The organism is Pseudoalteromonas sp. Cn5-37, from assembly GCF_021532495.1.
Taxonomy (GTDB): Bacteria; Pseudomonadota; Gammaproteobacteria; order Enterobacterales; family Alteromonadaceae; genus Pseudoalteromonas; species Pseudoalteromonas simplex.
Map to the genome: position 1 here is coordinate 244,876 of NZ_JAKGBA010000002.1, position 18,152 is coordinate 263,027.

General features: G+C 41.1%; 20 protein-coding genes. 8 read left to right on the forward strand and 12 right to left on the reverse strand.

The genetic code is table 11. From position 1 onward, the window contains the following. The 4 genes from pcnB to L1266_RS05905 form a co-directional block, all read right to left on the reverse strand. On the reverse strand, positions 1–1,287 hold the full coding sequence (gene pcnB / locus L1266_RS05890) for a polynucleotide adenylyltransferase PcnB (RefSeq protein WP_235377135.1): 1,287 nt from the start codon (positions 1,285–1,287) through the stop codon (positions 1–3). A 292-nt stretch (positions 1,288–1,579) separates the two neighbouring features. Then, a complete protein-coding gene (gene gluQRS, locus L1266_RS05895; RefSeq protein ID WP_199530150.1) occupies positions 1,580–2,524 on the reverse strand; it encodes a tRNA glutamyl-Q(34) synthetase GluQRS in 945 nt (314 codons plus the stop codon). Between the two features lie 20 nt (positions 2,525–2,544). Next, positions 2,545–2,988, reverse strand: coding sequence for an RNA polymerase-binding protein DksA (dksA, locus tag L1266_RS05900; protein ID WP_054551179.1), 444 nt, complete (start codon positions 2,986–2,988; stop codon positions 2,545–2,547). Positions 2,989–3,200: 212 nt separating this feature from the next. Continuing rightward, positions 3,201–4,190: an AraC family transcriptional regulator gene (locus L1266_RS05905; protein WP_235377077.1), complete on the reverse strand. Its 990-nt coding sequence runs from the start codon at positions 4,188–4,190 to the stop codon at positions 3,201–3,203. Positions 4,191–4,337: 147 nt separating this feature from the next. On the opposite strand from L1266_RS05905, the gene L1266_RS05910 reads away from it, so the two are divergent. Next, positions 4,338–6,881: a penicillin acylase family protein gene (locus L1266_RS05910; RefSeq protein WP_235377078.1), complete on the forward strand. Its 2,544-nt coding sequence runs from the start codon at positions 4,338–4,340 to the stop codon at positions 6,879–6,881. Here the strand turns inward: L1266_RS05910 and sfsA are convergent. Then, on the reverse strand, positions 6,871–7,590 hold the full coding sequence (sfsA, locus tag L1266_RS05915; RefSeq protein ID WP_235377136.1) for a DNA/RNA nuclease SfsA: 720 nt from the start codon (positions 7,588–7,590) through the stop codon (positions 6,871–6,873). The genes L1266_RS05910 and sfsA overlap by 11 nt on opposite strands. Before the next feature lie 149 nt (positions 7,591–7,739). On the opposite strand from sfsA, the gene pepB reads away from it, so the two are divergent. Continuing rightward, entirely contained in the window at positions 7,740–9,035 is a 1,296-nt protein-coding gene (gene pepB / locus L1266_RS05920) for an aminopeptidase PepB (protein WP_054551182.1), read from the forward strand. A gap of 209 nt (positions 9,036–9,244) precedes the next feature. Then, a complete protein-coding gene (locus L1266_RS05925) occupies positions 9,245–9,811 on the forward strand; it encodes a phosphoribosyltransferase (RefSeq protein ID WP_138616378.1) in 567 nt (188 codons plus the stop codon). 37 nt (positions 9,812–9,848) lie between these two features. On the opposite strand, the gene L1266_RS05930 is transcribed toward L1266_RS05925, so the two are convergent. After that, complete coding sequence (locus L1266_RS05930) at positions 9,849–10,505, reverse strand: Crp/Fnr family transcriptional regulator (RefSeq protein WP_054551184.1); 657 nt, start codon at positions 10,503–10,505, stop codon at positions 9,849–9,851. Positions 10,506–10,773: 268 nt separating this feature from the next. Here L1266_RS05930 and L1266_RS05935 point away from each other — a divergent pair, with 268 nt between their 5' ends. Then, positions 10,774–11,004 carry a YgjV family protein gene (locus tag L1266_RS05935; RefSeq protein WP_054551185.1) on the forward strand — a complete coding sequence of 77 codons (231 nt, stop codon included), beginning with the start codon at positions 10,774–10,776 and terminating at the stop codon, positions 11,002–11,004. A 2-nt stretch (positions 11,005–11,006) separates the two neighbouring features. Here L1266_RS05935 and L1266_RS05940 read toward each other — a convergent pair whose 3' ends face one another. The 5 genes from L1266_RS05940 to L1266_RS05960 all read right to left on the reverse strand — a co-directional run bounded on the left by L1266_RS05940 (position 11,007) and on the right by L1266_RS05960 (position 13,774). Further along, positions 11,007–12,647: an amidohydrolase gene (locus L1266_RS05940; protein WP_166340623.1), complete on the reverse strand. Its 1,641-nt coding sequence runs from the start codon at positions 12,645–12,647 to the stop codon at positions 11,007–11,009. A 92-nt stretch (positions 12,648–12,739) separates the two neighbouring features. Further along, entirely contained in the window at positions 12,740–12,973 is a 234-nt protein-coding gene (locus L1266_RS05945) for an EF-hand domain-containing protein (protein WP_054551187.1), read from the reverse strand. 4 nt (positions 12,974–12,977) lie between these two features. After that, entirely contained in the window at positions 12,978–13,211 is a 234-nt protein-coding gene (locus L1266_RS05950; RefSeq protein WP_054551188.1) for an EF-hand domain-containing protein, read from the reverse strand. A gap of 98 nt (positions 13,212–13,309) precedes the next feature. Then, positions 13,310–13,537: a hypothetical protein gene (locus L1266_RS05955; protein ID WP_054551189.1), complete on the reverse strand. Its 228-nt coding sequence runs from the start codon at positions 13,535–13,537 to the stop codon at positions 13,310–13,312. A gap of 9 nt (positions 13,538–13,546) precedes the next feature. After that, positions 13,547–13,774: a cag pathogenicity island protein Cag25 gene (locus tag L1266_RS05960; protein ID WP_054551190.1), complete on the reverse strand. Its 228-nt coding sequence runs from the start codon at positions 13,772–13,774 to the stop codon at positions 13,547–13,549. Positions 13,775–14,086: 312 nt separating this feature from the next. Here L1266_RS05960 and L1266_RS05965 point away from each other — a divergent pair, with 312 nt between their 5' ends. The 4 genes from L1266_RS05965 to L1266_RS05980 are packed head-to-tail and all read left to right on the forward strand — an operon-like array spanning position 14,087 to position 17,928. Further along, the gene (locus L1266_RS05965) at positions 14,087–15,544 is read left to right on the forward strand and encodes a HAMP domain-containing sensor histidine kinase (protein WP_235377079.1); all 1,458 of its coding nucleotides are present in this window, start codon (positions 14,087–14,089) and stop codon (positions 15,542–15,544) included. A 1-nt stretch (position 15,545) separates the two neighbouring features. Then, positions 15,546–16,073 carry a hypothetical protein gene (locus tag L1266_RS05970; protein ID WP_054551192.1) on the forward strand — a complete coding sequence of 176 codons (528 nt, stop codon included), beginning with the start codon at positions 15,546–15,548 and terminating at the stop codon, positions 16,071–16,073. Between the two features lie 2 nt (positions 16,074–16,075). Next, the gene (locus tag L1266_RS05975) at positions 16,076–17,419 is read left to right on the forward strand and encodes a sigma 54-interacting transcriptional regulator (protein ID WP_235377080.1); all 1,344 of its coding nucleotides are present in this window, start codon (positions 16,076–16,078) and stop codon (positions 17,417–17,419) included. Between the two features lie 8 nt (positions 17,420–17,427). Continuing rightward, entirely contained in the window at positions 17,428–17,928 is a 501-nt protein-coding gene (locus tag L1266_RS05980) for a DUF1543 domain-containing protein (RefSeq protein ID WP_054551194.1), read from the forward strand. Position 17,929: 1 nt separating this feature from the next. Here the strand turns inward: L1266_RS05980 and L1266_RS05985 are convergent, their stop codons facing one another. Beyond that, positions 17,930–18,139 carry a hypothetical protein gene (locus L1266_RS05985; protein WP_054551195.1) on the reverse strand — a complete coding sequence of 70 codons (210 nt, stop codon included), beginning with the start codon at positions 18,137–18,139 and terminating at the stop codon, positions 17,930–17,932. Between the last annotated feature and the right edge of the window lie 13 nt (positions 18,140–18,152).

Here is an 18,152-nt window from a genome sequence, read left to right on the forward strand (position 1 = left end):
TTAGTCTACTTTTTTCTTGCGTGGGCGACGACGGCGCTTAGGGCCACCTTGGTGTCCTAAATTTTTAACCATCTCTTTTTGGCCGTTGATGTCTTGGCTTAGGTAGGTTGTCCACCAATCAGCAAGCTCTTTTTGCTGCTCTTCGCCAGCTTGCACACGCAAAAGTAAGAAATCATAGGCTGCCTTGAAGCGAGGCTGTTGAGTCAGCCTATAAGCACGTTGACCACCTCGTTTATCAAGACGTTGCTGAATATGCCAAATATCGCGTGCACCCAGTGTGAAGCGTTTTGGTACTGCTACATGTTGTGCGTTTTCACTCAGTACTTTGTTCATCGCTTGTGCAAATGCATCGTACTCTGAAAGTTGATCGCGTTGTTGTAACTTTTTAGCAATGCTCAGTAATGGGAACCACAAAAGGGCTGCAAAAATAAAGGCTGGAGTGACTTTTTTATCAGCATTAATACGTTTATCGGTGTTTTTAAACATTTGCAGGATAAATGTATGTTCAAAGCCTTCAGGGTTGGCATCTAAGATCTTATCAAGCGCAGGGAATAATGCTTTGAATAAACCATACTGGCGTAGCATTAAGTAGTTTTCTTCTGCTTTGCCGTTTAAGAACAACTTGAGTGATTCTTCAAACAAACGAGCTGGCGGAATATGGTCGAGTAAATTAGCAAGGCCTTTAATTGGCTTTTCGGTGCCAGGTGCAATGCTCATTCCTAGTTTGGTGGCAAAACGCACTGCGCGTAACATGCGCACAGGGTCTTCACGGTAACGCGTTTCTGGGTCGCCAATCAGCTCAATTTGTTTTGCTTTTATCGCGCTAATGCCATTGGCATAGTCATAAATACAAAAATCGTCAATTGAGTAGTAAAGTGCATTAATCGAAAAGTCGCGGCGCTCGGCATCTTCTTCGATGCTGCCATAGACATTGTCGCGCAGGAGTTGGCCGTGCTCGCTTGATTGGCTAATTTGATTTTTGCTTTCTTCGGCTTCGTGATGGCCGCGCATGGTCGCCACTTCAATAATTTCTCGACCAAACACGATATGGGCTAAACGAAAACGACGACCAATTAGACGACAGTTACGAAATAGCTTTTTGATTTGCTCAGGGGTTGCGTTTGTTACAACGTCGAAGTCTTTTGGTTGTTGGCCTAACAATATATCTCGAATACAACCACCTACAAGGTAGGCATCAAAACCACCTTCTTTAAGGCGGTACAATACTTTGATTGCATTTGGGCTAAATTGTTTGCGTGAAATACCATGTTCACTGCGTTCGATCACCAAAGGTAACTCGCTCGTTGGCAAAGCATCACTTGATGTCGTGGCATTTGGGCCAATAATCTGCCGACAAAATTGAAAAAGCTTAGAAATAATAATCTGTCTCCTACGACGCGGACTTTGCGACTCATCAAGTATAGCGTTTGTTTGATACTTCGCCGATGTGAGATTGACGTGTAATCAGTGTGTATTAAATGGCGCTAAATTAAGGTGTTGATGATTCGCACACTTTGGGTCGCTATCATATACCAGCAGGGCTGAAAAATTAAGTTACTCGGCCTTTAAAATTGGCAATTTATTTTTCAATAGTAACAAAGTTACAAAAAGGAGAGTTAGGATCCTCGCTAACTTGTATTTCTTGCACCTTTGGTATGTGTTCAAGGCGGTAAGTTTCAACAGCCCAAGCTAACATCTGTTCGATACTTAACGATAATAGTGAACTTTCTGGCTTTAAACCTAAAAAACGCAAGGCATCGAACAACGCGGGCTTTGGATTTGATTTTGCTATTGCGGGGGCGTAATTTTGCTTTGATAGCTTAAAACCAGGTTTAGCTACCGCTAAAGGAAGGTGGGCGTATTCTGGGGCCGGTTTATTTAGCTGCTTAAACAAACTGAGTTGTCGTGCAGTCGGCTCGAGTAAATCAGCGCCGCGAACGACTCTTGTAATACCTTGTGCAATATCATCGGCGACTACGACAAGTTGGTAAGCAAATAAACCATCGCTGCGCTTTATTAAGTAATCTTCTTTGGCAAGTTGGCTATCAACATACACTTCACCTTGAATTAAATCATGGTAGTGACTGGTTGCAAATTGCTGGGTTAAACGTAGCGCTGAATCAGTTAAAGCGTGGTTTTTATACCGGCAGTGGCCTTGGTATATTCCACCGATTGCTTTAATTTCTTTGCGCGTGCAATGACATGCATAAACAAGGTTTTGCGAAATTAACTCGTCAACAATGGCTTGGTATTGCTCATGACGCTGGGTTTGGTATATGACAGGCTCGTCCCAGTAAAGACCGTAAGCCTCTAAGGTATGTAATATATCGTCGCTAGCACCGCTTACAACACGCGTTGTGTCGATATCTTCAATGCGTACTAACCATTTTCCTTGATTTGCTTTTGCATCAAGGAAGCTACCCACAGCCGCTATAAGTGAGCCAAAATGTAATGGCCCTGAAGGGGATGGCGCAAAGCGGCCACGATATTCACGCATTGGCGTGTTAACGGCTGTGGTAGACATGGGCTAATTAAAGGATGTAATTAACCGCGTCCAGATTGCTTTTCTTTAATTTCCGCAAGCGTTTTACAGTCTACACATAAATCAGCTGTAGGACGCGCTTCTAGGCGGCGGATACCAATTTCGATACCACATGATTCACAGAAACCAAAGTCATCTTCTTTGATTAATTGAATCGTTTTTTCAATTTTCTTGATCAGTTTACGCTCACGGTCACGAGTACGAAGTTCTAATGAGAATTCTTCTTCTTGTGCTGCACGGTCTACTGGATCCGGAAAGTTAGCTGCTTCGTCTTGCATATGCGATTTAGTACGGTCTACTTCGTTACGTAAATCGTTACGCCAAGCTTCTAAAATTGTTTTGAAATGAGCACGTTGTGCTTCATTCATGTACTCTTCACCTGGCTGTTCTTGGTATGGTTCCAACCCGGCCTGAGCCAATAACCCTAGTCTTTTTTGGTCTGGCATAACTTTCTCCTAAATCCTTAATATTTTGCCCAGCATTAGCCGGCGGCTATAAATAGCAGAATCATTAGACTGAGGCAAATTTATTTTTAATTAATCCTCTTGACCTTGTGCTAATGATTGCTCAAATAATTATGGGCGGTTTGGTAAGCCCTTAACTACTCGTCATTTTTTTAAATTTGCTAAGTTATATGGGCAAAAAAAAATAATACAACTTAAATAGTATATAAAGCTAAAAACTTTTTTGGCGTGGTTTTGTACCAACGCTTAAAGGCGCGTTGTAGAGCGCTTTGTTCAGAAAAGCCTAACTTGTTGCTAATTTCCAGTGCAGATAGGCCTTTTAGAAGCATCTCTTTTGCAAGCAGTTTTCGTTGCTGATCAATGAGTTTAGAAAAACTAAGTTGCTGATTTGAAAGGTGACGTTGTAAAGTGCGTTTTTTAATATTGAGTTGAATTGATGCTTGCTCAAGGGTGGGTATGTGAGGCAATTGGGTATTAATGAAAGTAACTAACTGCGAGGCATAATCATGCTGTGATACAGCTTTATCGACTTGAGATAATAAAATGTTTTCAAGCTCGGGGTTAGGTGATTGCAGTCGACATTTAAGAATCGATTTACTAAAAATAAGAGAGTTTGAGTTAGCTGAAAACTCAATAGGGCAATTAAAAACCTGTTTATAAACAGTTAAACTTTCTGGGGTTGGGGTGGGTCTAGTCAACTGTACTTTTTCAAGGCTAACATCGGCATGATTGTGACAACAGTGCTTAGCAAATGAAAGCCAACTGCTAAATAATTCATCTACCATGTAATGCTGTATGTTACTTTGAGCATGCCAGCTTAGACGACAAAACTCGTCTTCAGAAACGAGTTCAATGTGACCAATGTTTCGTATTGTTTTGCTTAATCTCTGTGCATGCTCCAGTGCTTTTTCTAAGTTTTTGCTCACTAATGCAACATGACCTAATAGCCCCCAATTTTGTGCTTTTAAAGAGTTGCCAAACTCCAGCCCAATATGCTCTTGTTGTAAAGTTTTATCGCCATAGTGCATGAGTGACTCATAGTCAGCGATAGGAAAGCGGGCGCTTACATCGTCCAAATCTTTCAGTCGTTCACCGAGCAAAGCTTCAATTTGTTTGCTACACATGCCTTGGCGTTCTAAAAAAAATACAAGTGAGCGAATTATCTGGCAACTGATATAAAACATAGGTCATTCATAGTTATTATTATTTTAATAGAAGTAACGCTGCATTAGTTGGCGCGCAAAGTCAATTTTTTGCGTGAAAGGTCAAGATTTAGCCTACTATTTAAGGCAAGCTGAGGGGGGGACATACAATCATAATAAGGATCCACAATGAAACTCAATCCCCTGCTAATCGGTATTGCTGCGACTTTGCTCGTCGGCTGTAATTCAGATAAAGATAACAATGACACCACAGCTCCCGTTGTTACCCCTGACCCAGATCCAGTTGTAAAAGTAGATATTCCTGCATTTTCCGAAGACAATATGTTACAAGCGAATGTGCGATGGACAACCTATGGTGTACCCCATATCACAGCAGCAAATTTAGAGAGTTTGGCGTTTGGAGCAGGGTTTGCATATGCAAAAGATCATGCTTGCTTATTAATGGACCAAATTATTAAAGTGCGAGGCGAACGCTCAAAATACTATGGCCCAGATAAGGTTGTTGGTAGTGGAGATTCACAGCACTTAATATCAGACTTTGGTTATAAAGCATTAGGAGTGAATGAGTACGCACTGCAACATTATGATGAACTCAATGAAGACAGTCGCGCCCACTACGAGGGGTTTGTACAGGGGTTTAATAAATACGTAACAGACACCGGTGTTGAAAACCTTGCTCCAGAGTGTGCATCGCAACCTTGGGTTACTCAACTAACAGCACAAGATATGCTTGCTTATTCAATGGCTACCGTGCAGTTAGCCAGTTCAGCTAATTTTTTAGAGTTAGCTTTTTTTGCCAACCCTGGGGATAGCAATGAATATTTACCTGTACCAATGAGCGGTGCTCCTTCAGCTGTTTCTAGTATCACTAACAACATTGCTCAGCAAGCTGCGCAATTTAAACTTGAAAAAAAATATAAACATTTGGGTTCAAACGGTTGGGGCTTAGGTAAAGACATGATGGCCAATGGCAAAGGAGGATTACTCGCTAATCCACACTTTCCTTATGAGGGAAATTTGCGGTTTTGGCAGTCTCATTTGACCATACCTGGTGCTATGGATGTAATGGGGGGGAGCCTTCAGGGAATGCCAGGCGTTATTAATATTGGCTTTAATGAGCATGTAGCTTGGACGCATACTTTTTCGACTGCGCGTCACTTTTTAATTTATCAATTGGCTTTAAATGAAAATGATAGAATGAGTTATAGTGTTGAAGATGAGCAGTACTCAATTACTGAAAAAGTCGTTACTGTTGAAGTGGCTACTGGTGCTGGCAGCACAATTGAGTTGAGCAAGCCCTTTTATTATAGCCATCATGGATTAATGCTCGAAACACCTGTAGAAAATGGCTTAGGTTGGAGTGATACTCAAGCATTTACGATAAAAGATGCTAACGAATTTAATATGGATGTCGTTGCTCAGTGGTCGGCTTTAAACCAAGCTGTAAGCCTTGAAGATATGAAAGCAGCCTTTGCTGAGTTTGATGGTGTGTCTTTCAATAACACCATGGCAGCAGACAAAGAAGGTAATGTCTTTTATGTTGACGATAGCACGGTTTTAAAGCTTGACGATCAAGCGAACTTAGCCATTCGATTACAACCAGAGCTTGTTGCTTTGAGAGAGTCCGTCGGCTTTGACATTGTTCCTGGCAATATGAAGCTATTTGAAAGCCAAGGCAAAGTACCATTTAACGAAGCGCCGCAATTAACACGCACAGATTATGTACAAAATTCTAATGACAGCTATTGGGTTACTAATCTTAACGAGCCACTCATCGGCTTTGCGGCTCAATATGGTGATGTGCATAAACCCCTATCACTAAGAACAAGAATGGGATTGAAGCTTCTTCAGCAAGGAGGAGGCGAAGATGCTAAATTTACCTTGGATGAGTTAGAGCTGGCATTAGTTGGTAATCACTTTTACCTTGAGAGTTTAGTGTTTGAAGAGCTGGCATTACAATGTTTTGCACAAGGGGACTTACCAATTGAATTAAGTAACGGTACGCAAGTTGATATCAGCCAAGCATGTGATTTATTAGCTAATGCCGATGGTAAAATGAACTTAGATACGCAAGGTGCTGCTTTATTTCGCGAGTTTGCGCACTTATTTAACGCAAAAGAGCATCTTTATGACAATTTTGATGTGACTAACCCTGCTAATACGCCAAATACATTACGCAAAGATAAAGTTGCTTTAACTGCATTGGCACATGCTGTTTATAATTTACAAGCAAATAATGTTGCACTGGATAGTCGCTTAGATGAATTACAGTTTGTCGAAAAATCACTTGCCGGTGGCAGTGGCTCAGGTGAAAAGCTACCTTGGGCTGGTCCTATGCATGTGGAAGGTGGGTTTAACGTGTTCAGATATGATCGCAGTAACTTAACGCGTTCAACACTAATCCCTTACACGGATTATGCTGTTCTAAATGATGCTGTGACGGGTAAACCTCTTGCATCAAACTTAACGCCGCAGGGATACCCTGTTAATTATGGCTCTAGTTGGATGTTTGTAATGAACTTTACAGAAAATGGCCCTGAGGCAAAAGGTTTGTTAACTATGTCACAAAGTTCAGACTCACATTCAGAACATTTTGATGATCAAAGTCGCTATTATTCTCAGTCGGCTAAGCTTAGACCTTTACTTTTTAAAGATGAAGATATTGAGCTTAACCTGATTGATGAAGTCGAGCTGTCAATGACTAAGCAATAAAAGGTACTTTTTCAGCCAGTCTGATCTGGCTGGCTGAAATTTCTGCTTTATAAGCAATCACTTCAACCCCTTTTTTTATAGCTTCAGTCAAAAGCTGGGCATATTTCGGATCGATATGTTCTGCTGCACTTACTTGATTGATACCGTCGTGTAAAACTGCAAAAAGCAGAACGGCACGATGCCCTTGCTGTACCATTTCTACTAATTCCCTGACATGTTTTTGGCCACGTTCAGTTTTTGCATCCGGAAAATACCCTTGTCCGGAGTGTGGTTCTGTTTGTGAAAGTAATGTCACAGATTTTACTTCTACATAGCAATGGGGTTTATGTTCATCTGTTAGTAAAAAGTCGATACGGCTATTTTCTTGGCCGTATTTTACTTCTGCAGCAATGGTTTGATAGTCAACAAATTCAGCAATCGCGCCTGTATTTAAAGCTTCTAGCACAACCTGGTTTGCAATAGCGGTATTAACACAAATTAAGTGGTCGAATTGGTTCTGAGTTAATTGCAAGGATTGAGGGTACTTACGTTTAGCATTATCACTGGTTGAATAAAAAGCCTTAAACCCAGGCTCTGCGCAGCCCGTCATTTTGCCTGTATTAGCACAGTGAGCTGTAAACTCTGCGCCATCGGCAGTTTTTAAGTCGGCTAAAAAGCGCTTGTAGCGCTTAATTAAGGTGGCTGATTGTAATGCAGGAGTAAACTTCATGACTATATCTGATTGGTTTTTCTTTATTGTAAGTGATTCATTACGCGGATTAAACCACACTTCATAACGCTATTTATCGCAAGCTGTTGGGAACTGACGTTGGCTGTAGTAAACTCAATCAACATTTTTAGCGCAAAGAGTATTCTAACATGTCAGAAAAATTTCTAGTTCAACTTAGCGAGCAGGGCGCTGCCGCACATTGGGGCGAAAAAGCCGCTCTTTCTTTTACTGAACAAGGCGCAACTGTTCATTTAACTGAGCAAGATACACTTAAAAACGTACAAAAAGCAGCACGTACGTTAGCTAATCAAGGCTTAAAAAATATTGCCTTAGTAGGCGATGTTTGGTGCACAGAAACACAGTGGGCTTTTTATCAAGGTTTTGTATCACCAAAGAATTTAGACGCAATTGAGTTTGTTGAAAATGCAAAAACAGACAGCAAAGAGCTGACTTCGTTAAAGCAAGCTGCGACGTGGGCTCGTCAAATGATCAATGGCACTGCGGATGATATTTTCCCAGAGAGCCTAGCTGGTAAAGCTGCTGAATTTATTCAGTCATTAGCGCCTGAGCACGTAAGCTACCAAATCATTAAAGGCGATGCTTTATTAGAACAACAATGGATTGGTATTCACGCGGTAGGCCGTGGTAGTGAGCGTCCACCGGTATTATTGGCATTAGATTACAACCCAACGGGCGACGAAAACGCACCTGTTGCGGCCGCTTTAGTTGGTAAAGGCATTACCTTTGACTCAGGTGGTTACTCAATCAAAGCAAGTGAAGGCATGTTAGGCATGAAGTGCGACATGGGCGGTGCTGCTACAGTAACTGCAGGCTTAGCACTTGCTATTAGCCGTGGTATCAACAAACGTATTAAATTGTTCTTATGTTGTGCTGAAAACTTAATTTCAGGTCATGCCTACAAACTTGGTGATATCTTAACGTATAAAAATGGCACTACAGTTGAAATCGTTAATACCGATGCTGAAGGCCGTTTAGTCCTAGCTGATGGCTTAATGGCTGCAGGTGAGTCTGGCGCGCCATTAATCATTGATGCGGCAACACTAACAGGCGCTGCGCTTGTTGCTGTTGGTCAAGAGTACAATGCATTGTTCGGTCTTGATAAAGAGCTTGTACGTGACGTACAAGACTTTGCAGAGCAAGAAATGGAAGCTGCATGGCCATTACCACTTGAAAAATGGCATCAACAAAATTGCCCGTCGCCATATGCAGATACCGCAAATAGCCGTCCTCAAAAAGGTGGTGGTTACGGTGGTGCTTCTAATGCGGCTGGTTTCTTATCACGCTTTGTACCAAATGAAGGCAAAGGTTGGGTGCACATTGACCTTGCTGCTGCATTTAACATGGGTAGCACAAGCGAGTGGGCTGCAGGCGCAACAACACAAGGTATGCGTACCGTTGCAAGAACTTTACTAGAAAAAGCATAAGCAATTTACTTTTTCTGTAGCTAATTAAAAGCCCCTTAACTTTATCTAAGTTAAGGGGCTTTTTTGATCTAAAGGGGAATTTTACAAACTGATACAAGCTTTTTTGAGTAAATTAGTATAAAATCCCGCCCCACATTTTCTCATCCTGTGGTTAGTTTTTATTAAATTAGCTACACTTGAATGATCAATTGACACTGGGGTCTCTATTTATGTCAGATAAGTGCTATATCACTGCGCAGCAGCTTCTTGAAGATTCATTTCGTGTTGCGGCACAAGTTTATGAAGATGGTTTCCGTCCTGATTTCATCATTGGTATTTGGCGTGGTGGTGCTCCAATTGGTATCGCAGTTCAAGAATATTACGATTACAAAGGTATAGAAACTGACCATATCGCAGTGCGTACTTCTTCGTATTACGGTATTAACCAGCAATCTAAAGAGATTAAAGTTCACGGTTTGCATTACATCATTGAAAATGCCAATGCAGACAATTCATTACTAATCGTTGATGATGTGTTCGATTCTGGCCGCAGTATTTTTGCATTAAAAGAAAAGCTTTCTGAATTAATGCGCTTAAATCTACCACGTGATATTCGCGTTGCTTGCCCATACTACAAGCCAAAGAACTCAAAGGTAGACATGGTGCCAGACTACTTCATTCATGAGTCTGAAGAGTGGTTAGTGTTCCCTCATGAGCTTTCAGGCCTAACGCCAGACGAAATTATCGAAGGTAAGTCAGATTTAGCTAATATTCATGATTTACTTTTAGAAAAGTAAGTTTGAATACCCTTGCAGTTATGAGTGTGTCCTACACTTATAACTGCGCAAAACTATCGACGTAATCACTAAGCTTGTCGATATCTACTACTTGTAAACCTTGATTACTTCGCTGCACTAAGCCTTTTTCAACTAACTCTGTAACGACGCGTCTATATGCTCTTTCGGTGGTAGCAAAGCGCTCAGCTTCAGCATTGACGGTAGGGTAGGCACGCAGTAACGTTGGGTTGCTGTTTTCAGCTCTTAATAAGCAATCTTTAGCTATATTGTAGCTAAGAGGTAATAGCAGCTTATCTAAGTTTATTTTTTGGTTTTCTTGGAATTTAGCGGCAATTGTTTGCGCTGTGTACAAGCTTAACTCTGGCTTTTCTAACAGAAGGGCGCGCCAATGCTTGAGCTCTATTAGGTTATAGCTTACATCGCTAAAGCACGTAACTGTATAAATACACGGATAGTTATTCAGAGCTTCAATTTCACCTATCAGTGTGTTGTTACAATCAAGCTGGCCTAAAAGAAGGCGTCGGCCATTACCCACGTCATAGCTGAACGACACTGTGCCGCTTCTCACTAATACGAGTTTTGACAAGGGTTGATCTTGGTGGATCAGCACTTCTTTTTTAGCTTGTTGAAAACTGCTGCCAGCAAATGTCAGTAATTGGTCAACAAGATAGCTTGAAAAATGATATTGAAACATTAACGCCGCTCTTCGGACAATTGTCCTATTTATTACATCTTAATGACGTTAGCATTAAGATTCTAAGAATTTACGCTAACTTGCTAGTAAGGTGTTTCACGTTACTGATACCTTCATTTCCCGTGTAATGATTTTAAAGCCAAGGTTATTCTTAAGCTTTACAAGGTTTTTAGTAAGTTAGCTTTTTTATTTTATTGTCAAAATAGCACAGAGTGCGTCAAAAAAAATGACAAGCTCCAATGCTAACCTAAAGCCTAGGAGAGAACAATTGAGTTGGGAATATTTAGGCTATTTAGCGTCAGCACTGTTGGTTGCTTCTTTGACAATGAGCGATGTAGTAAAACTACGTTGGCTTAACTTAGCAGGGTGTATTGCATTTACCTTCTACGGATTAGCAATAGGAGCCGTGCCCGTTGCCTTCACTAATGGCTTACTGGCGTTTGTGAATATTTACCACATCGTTAAATTAAAGCGTCAGCAAAAAGCTGACGCCGAGTAATATTATTCCTCTTTTTTATATTTCAGCTCGCCCGCAATCCAAGTTTGCGTCACATTTATATCGTGGATCTCTGAGATTGGCGCTTTGTAATAGTCTTTATCAATCAAAATAAAGTCAGCCCATTTACCTTGCTCTAAACTGCCTACCTTAAACTCTTGATGTGCAGCATAAGCACCACCTAAAGTAAATGCACGCAAAGCTTCATCACGCGATAGCAGCTCTTGTGGCCGCCAGCCGCCTTCTGGTAATTGATTATGATCCATTCGGGTGATGGCCGAATATAAACCATCAAATGGGTTAGCAAGCTCCACTGGAAAGTCAGAACCCGCTGCAATCACTGAGCCTTGTGCTAAAAAGGTCTTCCAAGCATACGCCCCTTCAAGCTGTTTTTCAGTCAGGCGCTGCTCTGCCATATGCATATCAGAGGTTGCATGAACAGGCTGCATTGATGGAATAATTTTTAATGTTTTAAAACGAGGAATATCTTCAGGAGTCACAATTTGTGCATGTTCAATTCGGTTACGAAGTAAAATACCACCGGTTTTTTTGAACACATTTTCATAGGCATCGAGTACTACGTGATTGGCTTTATCACCAATTGCATGAGTGTTTGCACTAAAGCCGTGGGAAAAGCTTAGGTTAAATAGCTGCTCAAGCTTTTCTTGAGTTTCAAGCATTAAGCCATGATGATTTTTACGATCAGCGTACTCTTCAATGAGGGCTGCGCCTCGGCTTCCCAAAGCGCCATCCGCATACACTTTGACACTGCGAATCGACAGCATGTCATTCATGTCTTTATATTTACCCGCTTTGAGCATGGTTTCTAATTGAGGATCGGCAGCACTTAGCATGGCTACGATTCTGACAGGAAGAGTACTTTGCTCAGAGCGCTGCTTGTATACTTGCCACGTGTCGTAATCGATACCGGCATCATGGGTTGATGTGATGCCTAAACTTAGTAGATGTTTACCTGCATTATCTAAGGCTGTATTTATGCTGGCATGGCTTACTTTTGGTACATGCTGAGTAATAAGCGTTTCGGCTTTATCAATGAATACCCCTGAAGGTAAGCCAGAATCTAGCTTTAAAATTTCACCGCCAGCAGGAGAGGGAGTTTGTTTGGCAATACCTGCAAGTTCCATGGCTTTTGAGTTAACCCACACAGCATGACCATCAACGCGAGAAAGCACCACAGGTTTGTCTTTTACGTATTTGTCTAAATCAGCTGCAGTTGGAAACTCACCGCCAGGCCATTGCTCTTGGTTCCAACCGCGACCAATGATCCAACTTTGTTTATCTTTGGCAAACTCAGCCAGCATTTTGCCAACCTCATCTGCCGAGCGCGTATTCCTTACATCAAGTTGTGAAAGGTTATTTCCTAAACCAATCACATGGCCATGAGCATCGACTAAGCCTGGTAACAATGTGGCTTGCTTGCCATCAATTGCGGTGGCATCAGGGAAGCTATTTTTAATTGAGTCATTGCCTGTTTTTACGATTTTACCGTCTTTAAAAACCAGTGCAGAAAAGTGTTGGGTTTCGCCTTTATAGGTAGGCGTATAGCCATTTACATTATAAATAACAGTGGTGTTGGCAAAGCAGCTAAGTGAAGCTGTTGCGAGTAAGCTGATGATGAGTTTCATAATCTTCTAATAGTTTTTATTGATTTATGAAAACAGTATCAGAGTTGCAGTAAACTGCAACTCAGCAGAGATTAATAATTAACTATAACTCTTTATTTGCTCGCATAAATCTTAAACTCACTGAGGGATAATTTATTATCTTTATCACTGTCGTAATTTTTAAATCGCGACCACAGAGCTGGGTCTCTCGCAGACTCTGAGCGAGTCAGGTAACCATCGTCATTACGATCAAGTTGTTTAAATTTTTCACCAATACTATCTGCAGCAAAACTCATTGTGCTAAATGCACAACTTAAAACTAGGCTGGCAAAGGTTAATTTTGACATTACTTTAACTCTTGTTTGTTAAATAGTGTTTAAACTCAAGGAGCGAGATTTGTTGATCTTTATCTGTATCCCATTGCGCTATGCGTTTTTGCAAGTGCGGTTGCGATGACAGTTCCTGCTCAGATAAAAAGCCATTTTTATCTTTATCTAGGTGATCAAAGCGTTGTTTTACGTCCAATGCTAAGCTATTGAAGCTTATAGTAATTAAGGTGCATGGAGCAAGCCAGAAAATTCTCATAATTGCCTCCTAAATAAAAGTGCTTGCCATAATTTAACTCCCAAAATTTAAATCCGTTTACACATTCCCTCTGGGATTATGGCAAGCACTTTAAGCCGTTAAGGTTTGAATTTTTCAAACTCTTGTTCAGACAAAACCTGATCGCCGTTTTCATCCAGATCGGCAAATTGCTTAAGTAAGTTATCGTGTTTGGTTGCTTCAGTTAATGAAATCTCGCCATCGGCGTTTGTATCAAATTTAGCAAATCGAACATCCATTTGTGATGCTAAAACGGTGGCGCTGATAACTAAAAACATCAGCGAGAATGCAGCTAAAAGTTGTTTCATTACAATCTCCTATTGAATAAACGACTGAAACTCAGAAAATGAAATTTGGCCATTTTGATTACTATCAATTTGCGTAAAGTTGCCGTGCAACAAGGCATCTTCAGATGCTTCTGCCTCACTCAAAAAACCATTGCTGTCTTTATCTAGCTCATTAAATGTTGTCTGCAAATCAAGTGCGTAACTATGAACTGAGAACAGACTTATAAGCAGGGTGGCTACCGGGGCCGTTACTTTCATTTTGTGTCCTAAATAACTAATTTGCTTAGTACTAATCAAAATCAGTGCCAATATTAAAAGTTATTAGTTATCAGGTGGTTATGGTTTTTGTGTGGATTTGAATGCGAAATAGTTACAGGGTGTTGTGTCTTTTTTGCAACGATTTTCAGGTGTTAAAAGTTTATCTATTTTATTTCAATGAGTTAGTTTGTTGCCAAATAGCAACTTTGTATCGGTTTTTGGGGGGAAATCAGTACTTTTTAAGGTCGGATTCAGCGAGTGTCTAAGTTTGTTCGCTAATAATCAGCATCTGCAATTATGTTGAGAGTGAATATGCAAAATACAGTAGCGATAAAAATAAAACAGTTACTCAATTGGCGACCTAGTCTTATTGGCCAGTTCGTCTGTAGCATTTTGCTGTCTTTACTACCGTTATCTTTGGTGGTGATTTTATTTTTAAATGCGCTCAATAAGCAGCTTGCGGTGACTCAAGAAATCGTTGGTGACAATTACGAGATAACTAAAGCATTTAACAACCTCAAACAAGACTTAAACAGCCTTGAACGAGCAACTCGACAAAACTGGGTGCTTAAAAGTGAATCCCTCGATAGCTTGATTGCCAACAAGTGGCAATCGTCATTGCAAAGTGTCGATGAGCTCATTTTCTTAAGCCCAACCGCTGATTATGTCTCACAGTGGCGGCAATTGGCTGAGGTATTACAATTTGCGCATCAGCATTTATTAATAGAACAAAAGCAAGATGGTGAGCTGTTTGCACCCGCTAGTAAGCTTATCAGTGAGCAAACAAATTGGCTCAAAGAGCAAAATGAATTGCGCATCACAAAAAATCAGCAGCAATTAAAAGCGCTTCAAGCTTCATTTATTAATTGGTTAGTTGCGTTAATTCCACTCACGTTATTGGTCGGGGGCGGGTTTCTTTGGCGGATCAGCGGGCGGCTCAGGGAACTCACACATGTGATTGATAAACTTGGACAAGGTCACTGGCAGCAAAAAATTCAAGTTCGAGGCTCGTCAGAGTTAGTTGAATTGGGTAATAAATTAGAGTGGGTTCAAGCGCAGTTACATATGCTTGAGCAGCAAAAAGATACGTTTTTACGCCATGTGACACATGAATTAAAAACGCCCCTAGCTTCGATGGTTGAAGGCACAGACTTACTCGCAGATGAAATTGTTGGTCCTATCAATAGCGAGCAACAAGCCGTTCTTGAGCTAATAACGCAAAGTATGGTGCGACTCAGAGCCATGATTGAAAGCTTATTGAGTTACAACGCCATTCGCACCAGTAAGCAAAGCCTAAGCGAGCTTAACTTTAATTTGATGATGAACAAAATTGAGCGTCATTTTGAGCACCGATTATCAGCGCGTGACTTATCCATTGTGTGGGTGAATGAATTACCAAATAAAGCTTTGTTTATCTCAATTGAGCTACTTGAAATGGTGCTTATTCAGCTTACCTCAAATGCGTTAAAGTTTTCGCCAGAACATGAGTCAGTGACAATAAAAGCAAGCTTAAAGCAGGGACAGTTAATTTTGAGTGTCAGCGACTTAGGAATAGGCATAGAAGATACTGAAAAAGCCGCCGTGTTTGGGGCTTTTTACCAAGGCAAGAATGCAAAACAACATACTGAAATGGGCAGTGGACTCGGTTTAACCATAGTTAAAGAAACTGTTGAACAATTAAACGGTAAGCTCTCTATTACTGATAATGAGCCGCAAGGATGTGTATTTACAGCCATTTTACCAATTCAATTAACCCAAGGAGTTAACTGATATGGGCTTAGCGAATAAAGCCAGTTTTATGCTTGTTATAGGCACACTTTTTATAACAGGGTGCACGATCACGCAAAAGCATGTTGAGGCAGAGCAAATAGAGCCGACAGCAGATGTGAAATCTCAAGGGCAACCTAATCCAAAGCCTCGGCCGAAAAGTGAGCCGTTATACCCGCCTGCAAGTACAGTCATTGCTTGGCATGCTGCCAAGTGCGGTGGCTTTAAAGCAAGCTCTGATAAAGCAAATTATGTTGGCGAAAATGAGCTAAAGCGTCTGTTTGAGTCGATTTGTTTACTCGGTGCTTCAGAGCCAGAAAAAGCTCTTAGTCAGCTTGAAAAAAGTGACCATGCTTTTTATTGGCCAGATGATATTAAGCAGTATCTATGGTTACAAAAGCAATATTTACAACAGAATTTAGCGGCAAAACAAGCTAAGCAAGCACTGAGTGATGAAATGGAAAAAACCTTATCGTCGCTTGCGACTATCGAACAACAACTTCTGCTACGTGAAGAGACCAAGGAGCAGTAACCATGAATGAAGTAACAAAACCACGGGTTTTATTAGTAGATGACGATGCGAGTTTATTAAAGTTACTAGCGATTAGAATTGAGTCTAAAGGCTATTTGGTAAACACAGTTGAAAGTGGCATTGAGGCATTACAAACACTAAAAAACCAAACCTATGATGCGGTGATCACTGACTTAAGAATGGATGAAATGGACGGCATGGCTCTACATCGCCAGTTACAAAGTCGTTACCCTTCAATGCCGGTGATTATGATGACAGCACATGGTTCGATACCTGATGCAGTGGAAGCGACGAAGCAAGGTATTTTTGCATTTATTACCAAACCAGTTGATAAAGATGAGCTGTTCGACAGCCTTGCTAAAGCTATTGAGATCCATGGTGTACACGGTGATGAAACACCGACACAAACAAATATTGTCACCCGTAGCGGCGCGATGTTGCATTTACTTGAGCAAGTTAAATTGCTTGGTCCAACGCAAGTGAATGTGTTGATCTCCGGTGCTAGCGGCACAGGTAAAGAGTTGCTTGCACAAGCAATACATCAACATAGCCATGTTAGTGACGGGCCATTTGTGGCAATTAACTGCGGCGCTGTGCCGGGGGAGCTTTTAGAGTCTGAATTGTTTGGGCATAAAAAAGGCGCATTTACAGGTGCAGTCAAAGACCATCAAGGTTTGTTTCAACAAGCACAAGGTGGTACCCTTTTTCTAGACGAAATTGGTGATATGCCGCTAAATTTACAAGTAAAACTGCTGAGGGTTTTACAAGAGAAAACCATTCGCCCTGTGGGCTTTCAAGAAGAGATCCCAATTGATGTGCGGGTGGTGTCGGCGACTCATAAGAACCTCCCAGAGGCAATCAATAATCAGCAGTTCCGTGAAGATTTATACTACCGATTAAACGTGGTGAACTTAAAACTGCCTCCGCTTTGTGAACGCCGAGAAGATATTAGTTTGCTAGCACAGCATTTTGCAGGTCTAATTGCTAAACGTATGGGGCAAGAGCAAAAGCAGTTTGCCAATGATGCGATGCATGCGCTGGTTCGCTATGACTGGCCAGGTAATATCCGTCAATTACAAAATGTAATAGAACAAGTGGTAGCCCTTACACCTGGTAAAGTGATTGCTGCTCAGTTAGTTGAGAGTGCATTAAATAGTAATGTTAGTATTGCTGAGCCACTTTCGTTAAATGATGCAAAAAAAGAATTTGAGCGAGATTATTTAATTAATATGCTGAAAATGTCAGCGGGTAATGTTGCCGAAGCCGCAAAGCTTGCGAAACGTAATCGCTCAGATTTTTATAAATTAATCAAAAAGCACAACATTAATGTTGAAAGCTTAATATAAGGAAAAACATGGCGCTTTTTTTAGTCTATCTGGGCGGTCGTATTCAAGGTTGTCACATTGAAATGCACGACGTTCGATTTGTCGTAGGCGATAGCATTGAGCAAACCTACTCAAAACTAAAAGCACAATGGGTGGGTGATAAAAGCAACGTACACATGGATAGCTACATGCAAATTCAGCACATTGATGGTTATCAGGTCGAAGTGGTTGATAGTGCGCATCACCAAGCCGAAAAACTGTATTTTGTGAATTTGGGTGCTTACCGAGCTGATAGCCTTGCAGAGCAGCATGATTTTGCATTGTACGTTGCGCGTAGCAGTGAAGAAGCAAAGCAACGCGCTAAAGAGTCTTTATTGGCGGGAATGACTCATCTTCATAAAGATGATTTACACGATGTAGACGATTGTTTTGCGATTGACTTGTTAGATAGCAACTTATCAATCAAATTAACGCCAAGCGGGCAAGCACAAGCAATGAAGCCCGATTGGTTTGGCTATCACGTGTTGTGATCTATTCTTGGTTATCGTTTTTACTGGCAACTTTAAAGGCGATAATCACCAATCCAAACAAGGCAAATGGCAGTGCAGCGAGTAAATACTCAACGGTATGGCTGTCTTGATAGTTGGGCTGGAGTAGGAAGTGACCTGCAACACAAAGTAAAATAGCCACGAATAAAACGGGCAGTAAAATCAGTTCTTTTTTAGGTGAGTGTTTTTTCATTACAAAGCGTTAT

What these genes read in the sequence shown, in the direction of transcription:
- gluQRS (WP_199530150.1), bottom strand. Translation starts at nt 2,524, where the DNA reads ATGTCTACCACAGCCGTTAACACGCCAATGCGTGAATATCGTGGCCGC.
- dksA (WP_054551179.1), bottom strand. Translation starts at nt 2,988, where the DNA reads ATGCCAGACCAAAAAAGACTAGGGTTATTGGCTCAGGCCGGGTTGGAA.
- L1266_RS05905 (WP_235377077.1), bottom strand. Translation starts at nt 4,190, where the DNA reads ATGTTTTATATCAGTTGCCAGATAATTCGCTCACTTGTATTTTTTTTA.
- L1266_RS05910 (WP_235377078.1), top strand. Translation starts at nt 4,338, where the DNA reads ATGAAACTCAATCCCCTGCTAATCGGTATTGCTGCGACTTTGCTCGTC.
- sfsA (WP_235377136.1), bottom strand. Translation starts at nt 7,590, where the DNA reads ATGAAGTTTACTCCTGCATTACAATCAGCCACCTTAATTAAGCGCTAC.
- pepB (WP_054551182.1), top strand. Translation starts at nt 7,740, where the DNA reads ATGTCAGAAAAATTTCTAGTTCAACTTAGCGAGCAGGGCGCTGCCGCA.
- L1266_RS05925 (WP_138616378.1), top strand. Translation starts at nt 9,245, where the DNA reads ATGTCAGATAAGTGCTATATCACTGCGCAGCAGCTTCTTGAAGATTCA.
- L1266_RS05930 (WP_054551184.1), bottom strand. Translation starts at nt 10,505, where the DNA reads ATGTTTCAATATCATTTTTCAAGCTATCTTGTTGACCAATTACTGACA.
- L1266_RS05940 (WP_166340623.1), bottom strand. Translation starts at nt 12,647, where the DNA reads ATGAAACTCATCATCAGCTTACTCGCAACAGCTTCACTTAGCTGCTTT.
- L1266_RS05945 (WP_054551187.1), bottom strand. Translation starts at nt 12,973, where the DNA reads ATGTCAAAATTAACCTTTGCCAGCCTAGTTTTAAGTTGTGCATTTAGC.
- L1266_RS05950 (WP_054551188.1), bottom strand. Translation starts at nt 13,211, where the DNA reads ATGAGAATTTTCTGGCTTGCTCCATGCACCTTAATTACTATAAGCTTC.
- L1266_RS05955 (WP_054551189.1), bottom strand. Translation starts at nt 13,537, where the DNA reads ATGAAACAACTTTTAGCTGCATTCTCGCTGATGTTTTTAGTTATCAGC.
- L1266_RS05960 (WP_054551190.1), bottom strand. Translation starts at nt 13,774, where the DNA reads ATGAAAGTAACGGCCCCGGTAGCCACCCTGCTTATAAGTCTGTTCTCA.
- L1266_RS05965 (WP_235377079.1), top strand. Translation starts at nt 14,087, where the DNA reads ATGCAAAATACAGTAGCGATAAAAATAAAACAGTTACTCAATTGGCGA.
- L1266_RS05970 (WP_054551192.1), top strand. Translation starts at nt 15,546, where the DNA reads ATGGGCTTAGCGAATAAAGCCAGTTTTATGCTTGTTATAGGCACACTT.
- L1266_RS05975 (WP_235377080.1), top strand. Translation starts at nt 16,076, where the DNA reads ATGAATGAAGTAACAAAACCACGGGTTTTATTAGTAGATGACGATGCG.
- L1266_RS05980 (WP_054551194.1), top strand. Translation starts at nt 17,428, where the DNA reads ATGGCGCTTTTTTTAGTCTATCTGGGCGGTCGTATTCAAGGTTGTCAC.
- L1266_RS05985 (WP_054551195.1), bottom strand. Translation starts at nt 18,139, where the DNA reads ATGAAAAAACACTCACCTAAAAAAGAACTGATTTTACTGCCCGTTTTA.